The organism is Legionella saoudiensis (assembly GCF_001465875.1).
In the GTDB taxonomy this organism is placed as follows: domain Bacteria; phylum Pseudomonadota; class Gammaproteobacteria; order Legionellales; family Legionellaceae; genus Legionella; species Legionella saoudiensis.
On sequence record NZ_LN901323.1, the window covers coordinates 527,046 to 541,940 of the forward strand.

The window sequence follows — 14,895 nt, forward strand, 5'->3', positions numbered from 1 at the left end:
TTTGGTTTTTTTAAAGAATAGCATATTGTTCAGATTTTGTAGCTTATATTCCCGTATTAGGACCACATCTAATACGGGTTATCATTACGTAGCGTATTAAAAGTGTAGGTTTAATACGGCGACAACAATTTCCATAATAATTAATACGATAATGATAATTTCAAGATTGTGGCCATGGCGATTATCTAAATAGCCATTAAACATTTCAAAAATCTCATTTAAGGTATCCAGACGGTGGTTAATTGCATTAACGCGACGTTGAATGTGCAAGTAGCGCTCAAGCATGGCGAAATGTTGTTCTAAAGTGGGGTGCTGCCAAAAATACTTAGGATGATAAAGGAAATTACTAATTAAATTCATTTCGCTTTTCGCGCCTAAAATCTCGCCAATAATTTGCTGAATTTGAGTACGGCTAATTTCCATTTCCCCAGTATGGGACAGGTTTTGGATCATTGGATTATATTTTTCAATGAGCGCATCAATAATAGTTTCAAAATACTGTAATTTTACGGACTGGGAAAAACCATAAGAAAGGCTTAGTTTCAATTCCTCACTATCATCTTCAATGGTCAGGCAATCCACGTCAAAAAAATCGTGAGGTTCTATCGTGGTTTTTTCACCTGCTTGATAGTGGAACTCATCATGTACGGACATAGCCACAGGCTTATCCAGCAATTGTTTAATGGTATTTAAATAATCGTTAATTTGGTAGCGCTTAACCCCCCAAGAAACTACGGTTCCGTTTTTGAATACGTAGATTGTATGATCTTTGTTTTTATTTGAGTTGAGTTTTACGACATCCCGTGTTTTTAAGGAAGAAAATTCCGCGGAGGAATTTTTAAAATACGCATCAATACGTGATAAATCAATTGATTTAGCGATACAAAAGCTTAGACATTCCATGATAGTAGTAACCTACGGTATAAATGGTGTTCGCCTAGTGCAGCGGACATGAGTTAACGAGTGTTTCGGACAATTATACAATAATTTGGGTATTGGGCTCAAATTTGCTTTACACCACGGGGCTGGTTGGGTCAAACATTGGAGATGAGAAAAGTTGGGCTTCACATGTTCCACCCAACTTTGCTGTCATATCACTATGACTCGCTATCAGCAGTTTCGCGACTACTATAGGCTTTTTTTCGATCAGTTGCACCACTTAACCACTGTGGACAAACTTCCAAAATCGCAGCGATTCTATCCAGTTGGTCCTTTTCTGGAAGAATATGTCCAAAGATTAGAGAGTTTGCCAAATGGCGAGATACCTCAAATACTTTAGATACTGCTTTGATTTTTTCTGATAACTCTTCTGGAAAACCTAAAGTAGCTAATTCGCGATTGAACCGTTGCGAAAATACTTTACTGTTCATTTTCTCACTCCGTGAAAAAAACAATATCCAGCATTACGCAAATCAAATGCTGTCCCACACTGATCTATCAATCCCTGAACCAGCATCAAAGAGTTATAACTCATTTTTTTTTAATCGCAAAGTATTTTTTAAATTGAAATCAAACGCTTATCAGCAACTTGTCATTATGCTAAGTAGTTGAGCAAGTGCAAACGAATAGCAAAAAAAGCCTTGATTATTTTTTGATCAAAAAGGGGTTTTGAAAAAAAACGGTTTAGTTTATAATATGATCATAGTGACTCGTTAATTTTCTTTTTATTATGCAGATACTCGCAATTTTAGGTTTCAGCAAGACAGGCGCCCATGTAAGTGCTCATGAAGCTCATTTTGGTACCATCGCGTATAATGAAAAAGGAAAAGCGCGCCATGTTATTTTCAAAAGAAATAAATACCCTGGACGATTTGGCGAGCAAGCATCTGAATTAGAAGCCTGTTTTACTGCAGTTGCTAATGCCATCGCCGCGCCACAAAGAAATTTAGAACAAGACATTGTTCGCTATAAAAATGGCAATATTGCGGGTGTCTGCGCTGAGCATGCTGCTCATGCTTTATTGCGCTTACGTGCAGCGAATAAAAATATAGTGTTTTTGCAGGCAACCGAGAAATTTACCTCAAGTGCTGAGGTCACTGACAATGAGTTTCATGCCTGGATCAAAGGGCATACGCCCATTGCTACCGAGGTAAGTGATGCTGAATTCTTGGCTTGGAATTATGGGCCTGATACCAGTTTTCGCAACCCTCTGCAGAAAAAAGAAGCGGGGTCATTGGATGCTAATCCTCCAAAAACCATGAGTAAATGGGAGGAATTCAAAGCCATTCATGATGCGCGTGAAGCCTTAGAAAAATTTGGTGTTGGTTACTTTCAGCGTTTGCAAGATTATTGGCAGGAACGCCACCATGTTGCTGTAGCTTCAGTAGGGCCATTAGATGAACGCGTTATTTTAGCTTGTTCTGATTATGTGCAATCCTTGCTGGATGAGGATATTCCTCTTGATCTCAATACCGTGCCTAGTGATATTGTTTCACGTGAGCAGCATGAGGTCTTGTCTATGATTTATGAATGGGAATCATTAAAACGAAAATGTGATGACCAATTTTTAGCAAATGTGCAGCAAGAGTTCGATATTGCAAGTTTAGGAGTTGGCAAGGGTTTTAATTTCCTTGATAAACTACCACAAAACTTTTTTGCAAAGTTATTAGCCGAAAAAAATAAAGGTAATATTTCCATTGATATGGATTCTTTGGCGGATGTGTTTAGTACAGCCTATGGTCTTGAAGAAGATGATCTGCACAAAGGCAATATTGGCTATTATGTTACCTTAGAGAATAATAAACCTTGTTTTCACTTTTTTAAGATCGATCATGACCTCATGTTTAGTGATAAAATGATGTCAACGCGTAATGCTCGTCTTGCAAACCTAACGTACACCGGAAATGAATTTCGTATTAATGCTGCAGATTTAAAGGGATTTCCTGATTTACAATATTCAGGAAACCATTATTGGCCTACAAAGAAAGCATATTTTGTTGCTGGAGATAAAGCCTATCAAAGCTTAGAAGACCGTAGTGCGTATCAGTCATTAAAAAATGATCCGGATTTTGAAGTCGCAAAATGGCAACGTTTTTTAAAGCAGGCAGTTATTCCTATCGATCTTATTGGTAAAGGACTGAAAAAAACTTTAGACGATGCACCGAATAAAGCTGAAGCAAACAGCACCTTAGCCATGGTAAAACGTGCCACAAGCTCACGATTTAGTGAATTGCGGGTTGCCTTGATTGAAGTGCCTGAGTTTAGAAAGTTTCTTTTGAAAAATCAGCTTGAGGCGGAACATTTTATTTTAAATGAATTGCAACAATATGCGATGAGTATAGGTTGCACGCAAGATGAAATTGATGCATATCAGGAAGAAGTAAAGGAATCTTTAAAAGCAATTGTGATGGCGAGTACAGTTAGTACTTCCCAGACGGCTCTGCATTCGGCGGTAATTACTCAAGCTTATCGTTGCTTTGAAACAGGTAAGTATTTTCATTCCAACTTAAATAATAAAGATGACCAAGGTTTAACCGCGTTGGATTGGGCTATTACCTATTATGAAATTTATTCAGATAATGTAAATACGCCAAAAATGATTACTGAGGAGCAATTCGAATATAACCGGCGCATGCGTACATATTATGCCGATGTGCTTTGTGATTTGGCCCGTCATCAGGCGCAGTACGCCTTAAAAACGCCCGCTGAATTTGCGAAGTTACTTGCCGAAGCACAACAAACATGCTCTCCGAGCTTACAGCCAGTTGTGACCTCTCTAGACGAGTTCAAAAAAGAGTTAGAGCATATTCGTAGTCAGCCTAGGAGCACATTAAAACTGGATAAAGTGTGTGCCTTAGAGCTTTTAAACAGAGCACATTTAAGTAAAGAAGAATTATTACAATTAAAAGAAGAATTAAAACCAACAGAACCTGATGGCGCATTGAAATTTATTAAAGAATTACGCTGTGATATTTGGATTGTCAAATACATACGTGGCGCGTATGGCACCACGACAACATCAAAAGAGATGTTACATTGTATCAATAGTAAAATAGCTGACCTGGATAAACGCGAAGAGCTGTATGACTCTTTGAAACCAGTGAGTTAATTCAACAGTTGAGTTTACCCATAGACCCTATATGATAGGTGAAAGCAAAAATTTCATAGGACATAGATGTTTGGTGTTAATTCAATCGTGGGCAAAGCATTTTTTAAAGAGGCAAAGCAAGACGAACTCTTTGTAACTAGTCGCTTCTTTACTTTGCAAGGAGAAGGCCCATATCGCGGGCATCCCGCCTATTTTATCCGCCTGGCTAAATGCAATTTAGCCTGTTCTTTTTGCGATACCTATTTTGATTCCGGAGAATGGCGAAGTTTTTCCTCCTTATTGACTGAGGCTGATGAGGTCATCCGCGAATTTTTTACGCGCCGAGCCATAGCTACTCCCGCATGGGCTCAGGGTGCATCTAAAAAAATGGTTTTAGTAATTACTGGCGGTGAGCCATTGTTGCAAAATAATTTGTCTGCATTCTTAGAGCAAGCACAAAATTATTTTCAATTATTGCAAATTGAATCCAATGGCACCTCGGTTTTGCCTAATCTTCCAGAGCGTACCACCTTAGTTGTTAGCCCTAAATGCTTAGAGAGAGAGGGAAGAGTAGTTCGGTATCTGGAGCCAAATGTAAAAATGTTAGCCCGTGCCGATTGTTTAAAGTTTGTGATGTCAGCTCCAGATGATAAACGTTATCAACCTTATAGCGAAATACCTTTATGGGCGCACGAATGGGCTCATAAAACGAATAAGCCTGTTTTTGTTAGCCCCATGAATATTTATAAAAAAGAACCTCAACGTGTGAAAATGATTCGTGATGAAGGACGAGATCTCACCATCGCTGAACGTTCAGAGATAAATGAAGTCATAAGCTTTTGGGAGCCTGAGCTTTTAGATTTACAAAAGAATCAACGTAATCATGAATATGCTGCTGAATATTGCATGAAACATGGTTTTATTTTGAACTTACAACTTCATTTATTTGCAAGTTTGCCATAGTTTAAGCCTTAAAGCCTTTTTAAAAGGCTCGTCATCCATCCCAGCATCGCGAGGGAGCTCTTGAATGGGTACGAAGTAATATTTCCTCATATAGTTTTTTTAAGCCAATCAGCAATATGTATAAATGTTTCATCAATAACCGTAATGGCTTGATGATATAATTTATTAAAATGTTCGCGCGCACCGGTTTTCCAGTAGCGCTCCAAGTATTGGCAAGCATATTTCATACGCGTGGTGCCTACATAAACGGCACCCCCTTTTATTTTATGGGCGATTCGCTCTACGATGTCATATTTCTTTTTCGCAAATGCACTCTTCATTTGCTCTAAATCAGCGGGTAGTTCTTGAGTAATCATGAGGGTTAATAATTCAACCAGCATGCAATTCGTACCACAGTTTTTTAGCCCTTGTTCATAATCTAGTAAGGCAAATTGTTCTAATTGAAATAATTCCTCGCTATGTGCTGGTAAATCCGCTTGGATTTTTTTGCTATGAGCTGAGGTATAGGCAATTCTTGACGGTACAAATTTTTTTAAAATGTCGATTGCCTGAGTTCGAGTTAATGGTTTGGTTAAAACCTCATCAATACCGGACTCAATGCAGCGTTGTCTGCTTTCATCAAGGGCATGGGCGGTAAGAGCGACAATTGGAGTATGGTGCTCATCCTCTTCTTTGCTACGAATTTTTTGTGTAATTTCATAGCCATCCATGCCTTCGCCTAGGCCAATGTCCATAAAAATTAAATCATAAATGGTGCGTTCATAATATTCTAATGCTTCATAACTATTGGCAGCGATATCAACCTGACAAGACAGATTAGTGAGTAAGGCACGAGCAACGGATTGGGCAATACGATTATCTTCCACAATCAAAACCCGGGTCTCGTTATTTTTTATTGCTGCGGGAGGTTTCAGGTAGGTTGGAATGATAACTTGCTCTTTGTCGGCTCCTTGCTCGTCATTTAATAGAGATTCTTGCAGAGGAATAATACAGGTAAAGGATGTACCCTTGTGCAATTCACTTGCTACGTAAATCTCTCCGGCTAAATCATCGATGAATTGTTTTACCACATATAAACCTAACCCAGGTCCTTTATAAATTCCTTGATAAGAGGGGGTTAACCGTTTGAATTGCAAATAAATATCTTGTTGATTTTCTTGAGACATGCCAATCCCGGAATCATGAACAATTAATTTCATGACGAAGTTACGTTCTTGCTTTTTAGCTAATTCAACACGAATAGATACAAATCCTTTATTGGTAAACTTCAACGCATTAGCTACCAGCTCCAGTACGATGCGGTGAATTCTTATTTTATCGCCAATAACAAAACGGGGAAGGGTCTTATCCCAAATAAGACTAAGTTTTAATCGTTTTTCAAGTGCTCGCGCTTTGTATAAGGCTTCAATTTGTTGGAATAGTTGGTACAAATCAAACTTTTTCTTTTGCGTAGGCACCTCTCCAGTGCTTACTCGCACGGTTTCCAAAATTTCATCCATCAAGTTTAATAGGGCATGGCTTGATGCGACTAAGTTATCGGCATATTCTTTGATGCGTGGCTCATTGGCTTCGGCTCTTAATAGTTCTGAAAAACCCATAATGCCTGATAGGGGAGTGCGAATATCATGACGCATATTGGATAAAAATTCTGCTTTTGCTTTATTTGCCACTTCAGCATTGTGCTGCGCTTTTTTTTCTAAAAAAGTGACTTTCTTTTGTAATTGCTGAATTTGTTTTTCAAATGTGAGGTTTTGGCTATCCATATCCTTTGCGCCTTGGTTTGAACTAATTTTAATTATTCTCAAAAGCATTAACTGACTTTATGGGCAAATACATTAAAAGAAGATGACGCATAAGACAACCCAAAAAAATAAAAAATTTAATTACCAATAAAATAAGCCCATGAACGCCGTATGGGTGGTAAAAATATAGGCATTTAGGTCATTTTTGAAAAAAATGGTAATAAATTTGCAAATAAATAGATCTTCTTTGCTCAAAATGAGGTATAATGCGGAACTTAATTCGAGTCTATTTACATTTAGGAGCAAGAAGCGAATGAAAAAGATGATCTTATTAGTGTTGGGTTTGATTATATCAAGTGCTGCGGCTGCTGAAGGAGCTGAGCCCACAAAATCGATTAATCATACAGTCACTCTTGCAGGCCTCCAGCCTGGAGAAGGACGAATTATTCGCGGCGATGTTTTTGAAAACAATAAATTTAAATCAGGCTATTATTTCTGTGCCGGTTCAAATAGCACAGTGTACACCATGGAATATTTCTTTTCTAAAAGCCAAGAGCCATTTCATGTAGAGCATTTAACTCGCTTCTCTATCTGTCAAGACGAAACGCTAGCCAATTGTGAAGAATTTGCTACGGATAAATACCAAACTTTTAGAGCGCTTGATGGTTACTTACAAAATGATGTAACGCATAGCAAAGTAGATCTTTCTCCTCTGAAAGCCGCCTATCAATCTTGCGAGCCAACCCCTGAAATGGATGAGTTAGTGAAAAAATCAATTCACCTAAGCGATCGTCTTTTTGCACATATCGGTTAATAATGCGAACCTGTAGCCTTGATTACCTTGCACTACCTCAAGGCTACATCAAAGCATTATTGAAATACCTGCATTAATATAATGAGTAAATCCGCCTAAATAACCATGCAACCGTTGGCCTGCGCTCAAATCAATGATCGCATTTTTACGAACACGAAATAATATTCCCGCATCAAAATTAAACCCCGCGCCCTGAACTGAGTCGATTTTGCTTTGTCCATACACTTCGGCGTAAATAGAAGTCCAATCTGCAGGAGCGTAGCTTAGAGAAATGTCAGGATTAATGCTGGTAAAATAACGCCCATGAAGTGATTGAGAATCACTTAATTCACTAATTCCAAACATGCCGCTAAGACTCCACTTTGAGTTAATATTATAAGTGGCGATTCCATTTACCAGCCCGCCCCATCCCAGATTTCCATAATCATAGCTGCCGCTTGGAATATTAATATTGCCTATGATCGCAAAAAGCCATTGCTCACTGTAATTTATGGAGTGCTTCACTCCTGCAAAGACCCCAGTGGAGCCTGATTTTGGGGCTGTAGTTTGCTGAATATAATTGGGCATTAATACCATAAATTCAGTGTTTGACGGTAAACCAATACGAACCTCAGTATTTGGCAGGTTGTACTGGGTTCCGGCATGGGCATTTAACTGTTGCACAATAAAGTTAGACTCGATCAGAACATGACGATAGGGCGTAGCACAGGCACTATCAATTACACTAGGTCTATCTGCCAAATCTATAATCTCAGTGCAATCGGCATTGGATGGTGCAACATAAAAGATGCTTATTATTAAGACAAATTTGGGCGTATGCATAGCATTTAATAATTTCTTAACAATTAATCTTATATAATATAGATATACAGTAAATAAATCTCATCTTATTTTGGTGAGTGGTGATGCAGAATGAGTGGACACAAAATTATTTGGAAACGTGTACGTTGGCGAGCGTGATGAAGCCCAATTAGATCCTAAAGCCCTCAACGATCATCTGAAAGGCTATGCCTTTATGTGTATATCCGATAACTAATTTTGTCTAGGCTTAGCAATATTTGCCCCTTTTTCATTAAGATAAATAAAAAGGCTGGAGGCTAAAAATCCCGAACTATCTTGGCGGCTTCACATTCCAGCCCAAACAGTTCCATACGCTAGACCTAAGTTCATTCGTAAAAATACAAAGAGCTCCAGTCGCAATTTTAATGGGATATTGCGCACTAAATGCTGCGAAATCACCGGTAAGATAGGGCGCAAAACGGGCAATGCCATTACTGGTAATGACGAGACAGGTTTTTCCCTGGTACTGTTGGCGTAAATGTTCGGCAAAGTGTTGCCAGTTTGTAATTATCTCTGCTGGAGAAACCTGCCAGCCACTGGGTACCAGTGCTTGAGCTTCCCAGGCAGCAAGGGCTTCTTTACCAAGACGCGCTACCACATTCTCTTCCGGTTGATTTTCATCGGGACCATAGTCAAGTTCATTAAAAATGGACAGGTTTTCCATGGGTAGTTGAGTTCCCATCGCCTTTTGCGCTTGCTCTGCCGTTTGAATAGTGCGTTGTAAGGTCGAGGTAAAAATGACATCAGGGATAAGTCGCTCTTGCTTTAAATAGGCTCCCAATGCATATCCTTGCAGCAGGCCACTTTCTACTAAAGGGAGATCGGTAGTTCCAACACGGCGAACGATTTCTCCTGGGGCAAAGGTATTACCATGGCGTGCAATTAATAATCGAGTACTCATCATCTAGAAAGCCTCTATTGGTAGTAGTTCGCCATGTTGGCTAATTAATACTTCTGCACGTGCGATATCTTCAGGGCTATCCACGCCAGACATATTGGCTCGACCTTGGTAGTCTACTGGAATACAACGAATGTGATAACCATTTTCTAATATGCGCAGTTGCTCTAAGCCTTCCAGTTGTTCAAAGGTACTTTCTGGCAAAGTAATAAATTTCTCCAGCATTGCTAAAGAATAGCCGTATAAGCCTATATGGCGAAATATAGGACTTTTATTTGTTTTTTGTCGTAATTCAGCTTCTTTGCGTACGGCTGGAATAATATTTTTACTAAACCAGAAGGCTTTGCCATTTTGGGCATCAAATACGGCTGTGGTGCCGCTAAAAGGGGTTGTTTGCTTATTGTGGCGTAATTCATCTAACTGCTTCCATGTCAATTGAGTTACTGGTGTTACCACGTCGCAAGGTGTGGTGGCAAAGGCATCAATTAGGGCGCGTAAGAAATCTGGGGGGGTTAATGGAGCGTCTCCCTGCATATTTAAAACAAAATCCGGCCTGCATGGCATTTGACGTACCGCTTCTGCAACCCGATCAGTACCAGTCAAGGCGTTTGCTGAAGTCATCACTACATCGACTTCCAGGGTTTGGCAGTGCTCGACAATGCGCTGATCATCGGTGGCGACAATAATTGAAATATCGTTTAGACCTACTGCTGCGGCACGTGAAAGTGCGACAACACGCTGTAACATGGTTTGGCCGCGGATGAGAGCTAAAGGTTTTCCCGGTAAACGGGTCGAAGCATAACGTGCAGGAATAATAATAGCAGTATGCATATGTAAGTTCCAAGAAGCGAAAAAATGCCAATAATAGCTCAATCGTAGTTTTATTACTATGAAGGAAGGATTACTCGATTAATTAGAGAAAGCCTGGCTGCAAGCAACCAGGCTTTCTATCTACTTATCATGAGTGGCAAAATAATTTAAATCCAACTCTCTGGCAGCTTTCACATCATCTAGGCGTTTCACAGGCAAGCTATGTGGTGCATCTTTGAGTAGTTGCGGATTATCAATCGCTTCTTGGCGGATGGTTTTCATTATCGCCACGAAATTATCCAGCTCCTCTTTACTTTCAGTTTCTGTTGGCTCAATAAGCAAACACTCTGGAATTAATAATGGGAAATAGGTGGTTGGTGCATGCACTCGGTAATCCAACAGGCGTTTCGCCAAATCCATCGCGGTAATTCCATAGGCTTTTTTCTCTGGATTTAAGGTGAGGATAAACTCATGAGATGCACGTCGGCTGGGATAAGCAGCAGTAAAGCCTATTTTGCTGAGCTCTTTTAGCAGGTAATTGGCATTTAAGGTCGCAAACTCAGAGACACGTAATAAACCTTCTTTACCTAAAACACGAATGTAAAAATAAGCACGCAATAAAATACCGGCATTGCCCATAAAACAGGATAGACGTCCAATGCTTTGCGGGTAATCTTGCCGCGTTGCCCATTGATACCCTGCATCCGTCTTTTTTACTACAGGCAAAGGCATAAACGGAAGCAAACGTTTCCCTACGGCAACAGGTCCTGAGCCTGGGCCGCCACCGCCATGGGGGGTCGCAAAGGTTTTATGTAAGTTAAGATGCATCACATCAAACCCCATGTCTCCTGGCCTTACTTTACCGAGAATGGCATTCAGGTTGGCACCGTCATAATAAAGTAAACCCCCAGCCTGATGCACGAGTGCAGCAATTTCTTTAATTTGTCGCATAAACAATCCTAAGGTTGACGGATTGGTAAGCATAATACCTGCAGTTTTGGGGCCTAACTTGCTTTTTAATTCTTCCAGATCAATATCGCCATCGGCTGCAGTGGCAATTTCCACAATTTTAAAACCACACATAACCGCAGAAGCGGGGTTGGTGCCATGAGCTGCATCTGGAATAAGCATTTCATCACGTGCCGTATCTCCGCGCGATTGATGATAGGCTTTGATCATGGCAACACCGGCAAACTCACCTTGTGAACCAGCCATGGGCGTTAACGAAACTCCGGGCATTCCGGTGATTTCAGCAATATACTCTTGTAAGCGATAAAGGGGCTCTAGAAAGCCTTGACTGTCTTGTTCTGGAGCCAGAGGATGCCGGTTAAGAAAATTAGGCATAGAGGCTGCTTTATGCACGCCACGTGGATTGTATTTCATTGTACACGAGCCTAAAGGATAAAAATTGCTATCAATAGCAAAATTTTTATGGGAAAGACGTGTAAAATGACGCACTACTTGTAATTCAGAGCAGGCAGGCATTCTTGGAGGGGTTAGGCGTTGAAATTCCTCGGGAATAGCATATTTGCTAGAAGTAGTTTTGGGCGCTTGGGCTGTAGCCCTGCGGTTCTGTTGGGATAATTCAAAAATCAACATAATTTGCCTTCCATTTTTTGAATAAGTTCTTTGAGTTCATCTCGATGCTTTACAGGGGTGAATTCAATGAATTCATAGCTTGCTATTTCTGCTAAAAAATAAGGATCCTTTTTAAAGATGGACTCAATATAGGCTCGGTCATTAGTTGCTGCAATAATAATGCCGCCAGTACGTGGTTTCATCGGGCCAGAAGCCACGAGTAAACCTTGCTTGTAGTAATAATCTAAAAACTCCCTGTGCGCATTAAGGTACTTATCTACCTCCATGGCCGGTACCAAATAAGTTAATTGAATAACAAACATTTAGGCACCTCGTTGGCTCATAATGGTTTGCAATGAACTCTTATAAAGAGTTAAATCTTCTGCTGTGCGCATTTCTGTAGCACAAACTAGAAGCATATTTTTCAGTTGCGGGTAGTGAGTTTCAAGCGCATAGCCGCCAGCAATGCCTGCAGTTGCTAATTGCTTTAACACGTCCGATACAGGCTTATTTAGCTTAAGTACTACTTCATGAAAATAAGGAGCGCTAAATACATGCTCTACACCGTCAATTTGGCTAAGCTGTTCAGCTAATTCATGCGTGTTTTGGTAACATTGATTCGCTACTTCTCGCAATCCCTCTGCACCCAAAAGGCTCATGTGGATAGTGGCTGCGGTAACCAGCAATCCTTGGTTAGTACAGATATTTGATGTGGCCTTTGCACGACGAATATGTTGTTCGCGTGCTTGCAAGGTTAGGGTAAATCCACGTTTACCATCTTTATCAACAGTACAGCCAATAATGCGGCCAGGCATTTGCCGTACATGCGCCATACGGGTGCTGAGGAAACCAAAATAGGGGCCGCCCGATGCCATTGGTGCGCCTAAGGGTTGGCCTTCACCACAGACGATATCCACTCCATATGCACCCCATTGGCCAGGCTGCTTAAATAAGGCTAAGGAGATGGGGTTAACACAGGCAATACTAATAACTTTATTCTGATGGGCCCAATCGCTGAGTTGATCCACCGCTTCCAAGCAACCAAAGAAATTAGGCTGAGCAACGACTAAAGCGGTAATGTCTTCACCGGCATAATTATTTAAGATGTTAAGGTCAGTAATTCCTTGTTGTTCATCAAAGGGAAGGGTAACCATTTCAATATGCTGCGTGCTGAGAATGGTTTTAATGGTTTCTCGGTATAAGGGATGCACCGTACCGGCAACCAGAACACGGTTGGATTTGCTGTGTTTATTTACTCTTACGGCCATTAAAATCGCCTCAGCAAGAGCGGTTGCTCCATCATACATCGAGGCATTGGCTACATCCATGCCTGTGAGTTCACAAATCATGGTTTGAAATTCATAGAGTAATTGCAAGGTGCCCTGGCTGGCTTCGGCTTGATAAGGGGTATAAGCAGTTAAAAATTCACCGCGCGATGCGATGTCCCACACTGCGGCAGGGATATGATGTTCATAGCTTCCTGCACCTATAAAGCAGATTCCATTATGGTTTTTATCAGCTAGTGTCCGTGCTTCGTTTAACATCTCCATTTCATTGAGGCCTGAGGGAATTTGTTGAAAACCTGCGTATTGTAGGGCCGCAGGAATCTCATCAAATAAAGTTTGGGTGTCTCGCACGCCAATGGCTTCAAGCATTTGTTGGGTATCTTTAGGTGTGTGGGGAATATAAGGCATGATTAATGTTCCTCAGCTGTCTCATTTTGGTATTCTTCAGCAGTTAATAAGTTGTCAATTTCGCTGAGGTCGCTCGGTTTCAATTTAACAAGCCAACCAGCATTATAGGGATCTGTATTAACTATAGCCGGATTTTCCACAACTGCCTCATTGATTGCCGTAACAATACCGCTAATTGGCGCATAAAAGTCTGACGCTGCTTTTACCGATTCCACTACCCCCAACTCATCACCCGCATCTACCGCATCACCTATCTCCGGTAGTTCGACAAAAACCATATCACCTAATAATTGTTGAGCATGGTCGGTAATTCCGATAACCACTTCACTCTGTTCTTCTTTAAGCCATTCATGGGTTGAGGTAAATTTTAAATCGTTCATTGCATTCATCCTTAATTTTCTACTTATATCAAAATCCCCATCGTATTCATCTAGGGGAAGGGGGCTTATATTGCTTTCCCATTTTTAACAAAACGCGGTTTACCTACAGTTGCAGGAATTAATTTGCCACGGATATCAACCATTACTTCTGTGCCGGTTTCGACAGGTACACGAGCTAGGGCGATTGAATATCCAAGAGTTGGTGAGAAACTGCCACTAGTAATCACACCGTCAGCCTGACCGTCAATCACAACGCGCTGTCCGTGACGCATAATTCCTTTTTCTAATAGGGTTAGACCGACCATTTTACGTTTAATACCGAGTTGTTTTTGTGATACGAGTGCGCCCATACCAATAAAATTGCGATCAGCTGGCTCCCATTTTATAGTCCAAGCTAAGCCTGATTCCAATGGGGTGGTGGAAGTATCCATATCTTGACCATATAAGAGCATTCCTGCTTCAAGCCTTAGGGTATCGCGAGCAGCTAATCCGCAGGGGCGTACTCCTGCTTGCATTAAATCGTCCCATAATTGGGTTACTTGATCTTGCGGGACAATAATCTCAAGCCCATCTTCACCGGTATAGCCGGTGCGAGCAAAAAACCATTGTTCTACATCAACACACTCAAAATGAGTAAGGGTAGAAACCGCATCAATTTGTGCGGGATTTAGGATGGAGCAGGCTTTGGCAATAGCGTTAGGGCCTTGCACTGCGATCATGGCAAGATCTCTGCGTTCTTGTAATCCTACGGCAAAGCCTTCGCTTGCCTTACGGATCCAAGCTAAATCCTCTTGTCTTGTTGCTGAGTTAAGTACAACGCGGTAATTGTCAGAGGCTCGTTGATAGACAATTAGATCATCGATGATGCCACCGTGTTCATTACACATGCAGCTGTAGAGAGCCTTGCCATTATGCTCTAATACATCAACATCATTGGTGAGTAATTTACGTAAGAATAGACGACCGCCGGCTCCAAGTATGTCAATAATGGTCATATGCGAAACATCAAAAATCCCGGCGTCCTGACGTACCTGGTGATGCTCATTGAGTTGAGAGCCATAATGCAGCGGCATCTCCCATCCATGAAAATTAACCATTTTAGCACCACATTTTAAATGGGTTGCATGTAGTGGGGTTTTAGCAGTCATT

14 protein-coding genes are annotated in these 14,895 nt (G+C 40.9%); 3 read left to right on the plus strand and 11 right to left on the minus strand.

What is annotated here, in order from left to right; genetic code table 11:
* Nucleotides 1-96: 96 nt before the first annotated feature.
* Both BN3124_RS08505 and BN3124_RS08510 read right to left on the minus strand, forming a co-directional pair.
* A complete protein-coding gene (locus tag BN3124_RS08505; protein WP_058534371.1) occupies nucleotides 97-903 on the minus strand; it encodes an RMD1 family protein in 807 nt (268 codons plus the stop codon).
* A gap of 194 nt (nucleotides 904-1,097) precedes the next feature.
* Entirely contained in the window at nucleotides 1,098-1,370 is a 273-nt protein-coding gene (locus BN3124_RS08510; RefSeq protein WP_058534372.1) for a hypothetical protein, read from the minus strand.
* Between the two features lie 299 nt (nucleotides 1,371-1,669).
* Here BN3124_RS08510 and BN3124_RS08515 point away from each other — a divergent pair, with 299 nt between their 5' ends.
* Together BN3124_RS08515 and BN3124_RS08520 are read left to right on the plus strand one after the other, a co-directional pair.
* Complete coding sequence (locus tag BN3124_RS08515) at nucleotides 1,670-4,048, plus strand: hypothetical protein (protein WP_058534373.1); 2,379 nt, start codon at nucleotides 1,670-1,672, stop codon at nucleotides 4,046-4,048.
* A gap of 66 nt (nucleotides 4,049-4,114) precedes the next feature.
* Complete coding sequence (locus tag BN3124_RS08520; protein ID WP_058534374.1) at nucleotides 4,115-4,990, plus strand: 7-carboxy-7-deazaguanine synthase QueE; 876 nt, start codon at nucleotides 4,115-4,117, stop codon at nucleotides 4,988-4,990.
* Nucleotides 4,991-5,076: 86 nt separating this feature from the next.
* Here the strand turns inward: BN3124_RS08520 and BN3124_RS08525 are convergent, their stop codons facing one another.
* Nucleotides 5,077-6,753 carry a response regulator gene (locus tag BN3124_RS08525; protein ID WP_058534375.1) on the minus strand — a complete coding sequence of 559 codons (1,677 nt, stop codon included), beginning with the start codon at nucleotides 6,751-6,753 and terminating at the stop codon, nucleotides 5,077-5,079.
* 292 nt (nucleotides 6,754-7,045) lie between these two features.
* Here BN3124_RS08525 and BN3124_RS08530 point away from each other — a divergent pair, with 292 nt between their 5' ends.
* Entirely contained in the window at nucleotides 7,046-7,546 is a 501-nt protein-coding gene (locus BN3124_RS08530; protein WP_058534376.1) for a hypothetical protein, read from the plus strand.
* A 48-nt stretch (nucleotides 7,547-7,594) separates the two neighbouring features.
* Here the strand turns inward: BN3124_RS08530 and BN3124_RS08535 are convergent, their stop codons facing one another.
* From BN3124_RS08535 to gcvT, 8 genes are all read right to left on the minus strand, one after another.
* Nucleotides 7,595-8,368: a transporter gene (locus BN3124_RS08535; RefSeq protein ID WP_058534377.1), complete on the minus strand. Its 774-nt coding sequence runs from the start codon at nucleotides 8,366-8,368 to the stop codon at nucleotides 7,595-7,597.
* A gap of 289 nt (nucleotides 8,369-8,657) precedes the next feature.
* Nucleotides 8,658-9,290, minus strand: a complete 633-nt coding sequence (locus BN3124_RS08540; RefSeq protein ID WP_230849122.1) for a histidine phosphatase family protein — start codon at nucleotides 9,288-9,290, stop codon at nucleotides 8,658-8,660.
* A complete protein-coding gene (gene kdsB, locus BN3124_RS08545; RefSeq protein WP_058534378.1) occupies nucleotides 9,291-10,115 on the minus strand; it encodes a 3-deoxy-manno-octulosonate cytidylyltransferase in 825 nt (274 codons plus the stop codon). It abuts the gene before it with no gap.
* Between the two features lie 120 nt (nucleotides 10,116-10,235).
* Entirely contained in the window at nucleotides 10,236-11,693 is a 1,458-nt protein-coding gene (gene gcvPB / locus BN3124_RS08550) for an aminomethyl-transferring glycine dehydrogenase subunit GcvPB (RefSeq protein ID WP_058534379.1), read from the minus strand.
* Nucleotides 11,687-11,995 (minus strand): YciI family protein, encoded by a 309-nt coding sequence (locus BN3124_RS08555; protein ID WP_058534380.1) that lies wholly within the window; start codon nucleotides 11,993-11,995, stop codon nucleotides 11,687-11,689. Before BN3124_RS08555 ends, gcvPB begins: the two co-directional genes overlap by 7 nt.
* Nucleotides 11,996-13,366 carry an aminomethyl-transferring glycine dehydrogenase subunit GcvPA gene (gene gcvPA / locus BN3124_RS08560; RefSeq protein ID WP_058534381.1) on the minus strand — a complete coding sequence of 457 codons (1,371 nt, stop codon included), beginning with the start codon at nucleotides 13,364-13,366 and terminating at the stop codon, nucleotides 11,996-11,998. It lies immediately after the preceding gene.
* Nucleotides 13,367-13,368: 2 nt separating this feature from the next.
* A complete protein-coding gene (gene gcvH, locus BN3124_RS08565; protein WP_058534382.1) occupies nucleotides 13,369-13,746 on the minus strand; it encodes a glycine cleavage system protein GcvH in 378 nt (125 codons plus the stop codon).
* Between the two features lie 65 nt (nucleotides 13,747-13,811).
* Complete coding sequence (gene gcvT / locus BN3124_RS08570) at nucleotides 13,812-14,894, minus strand: glycine cleavage system aminomethyltransferase GcvT (protein ID WP_058534383.1); 1,083 nt, start codon at nucleotides 14,892-14,894, stop codon at nucleotides 13,812-13,814.
* Between the last annotated feature and the right edge of the window lies 1 nt (nucleotide 14,895).

What these genes read in the sequence shown, in the direction of transcription:
- BN3124_RS08510 (WP_058534372.1), bottom strand. Translation starts at nt 1,370, where the DNA reads ATGAACAGTAAAGTATTTTCGCAACGGTTCAATCGCGAATTAGCTACT.
- gcvH (WP_058534382.1), bottom strand. Translation starts at nt 13,746, where the DNA reads ATGAACGATTTAAAATTTACCTCAACCCATGAATGGCTTAAAGAAGAA.
- BN3124_RS08530 (WP_058534376.1), top strand. Translation starts at nt 7,046, where the DNA reads ATGAAAAAGATGATCTTATTAGTGTTGGGTTTGATTATATCAAGTGCT.
- kdsB (WP_058534378.1), bottom strand. Translation starts at nt 10,115, where the DNA reads ATGCATACTGCTATTATTATTCCTGCACGTTATGCTTCGACCCGTTTA.
- gcvT (WP_058534383.1), bottom strand. Translation starts at nt 14,894, where the DNA reads ATGACTGCTAAAACCCCACTACATGCAACCCATTTAAAATGTGGTGCT.
- BN3124_RS08555 (WP_058534380.1), bottom strand. Translation starts at nt 11,995, where the DNA reads ATGTTTGTTATTCAATTAACTTATTTGGTACCGGCCATGGAGGTAGAT.
- BN3124_RS08520 (WP_058534374.1), top strand. Translation starts at nt 4,115, where the DNA reads ATGTTTGGTGTTAATTCAATCGTGGGCAAAGCATTTTTTAAAGAGGCA.
- BN3124_RS08525 (WP_058534375.1), bottom strand. Translation starts at nt 6,753, where the DNA reads ATGGATAGCCAAAACCTCACATTTGAAAAACAAATTCAGCAATTACAA.
- BN3124_RS08535 (WP_058534377.1), bottom strand. Translation starts at nt 8,368, where the DNA reads ATGCATACGCCCAAATTTGTCTTAATAATAAGCATCTTTTATGTTGCA.
- BN3124_RS08505 (WP_058534371.1), bottom strand. Translation starts at nt 903, where the DNA reads ATGGAATGTCTAAGCTTTTGTATCGCTAAATCAATTGATTTATCACGT.
- BN3124_RS08540 (WP_230849122.1), bottom strand. Translation starts at nt 9,290, where the DNA reads ATGATGAGTACTCGATTATTAATTGCACGCCATGGTAATACCTTTGCC.
- BN3124_RS08515 (WP_058534373.1), top strand. Translation starts at nt 1,670, where the DNA reads ATGCAGATACTCGCAATTTTAGGTTTCAGCAAGACAGGCGCCCATGTA.
- gcvPB (WP_058534379.1), bottom strand. Translation starts at nt 11,693, where the DNA reads ATGTTGATTTTTGAATTATCCCAACAGAACCGCAGGGCTACAGCCCAA.
- gcvPA (WP_058534381.1), bottom strand. Translation starts at nt 13,366, where the DNA reads ATGCCTTATATTCCCCACACACCTAAAGATACCCAACAAATGCTTGAA.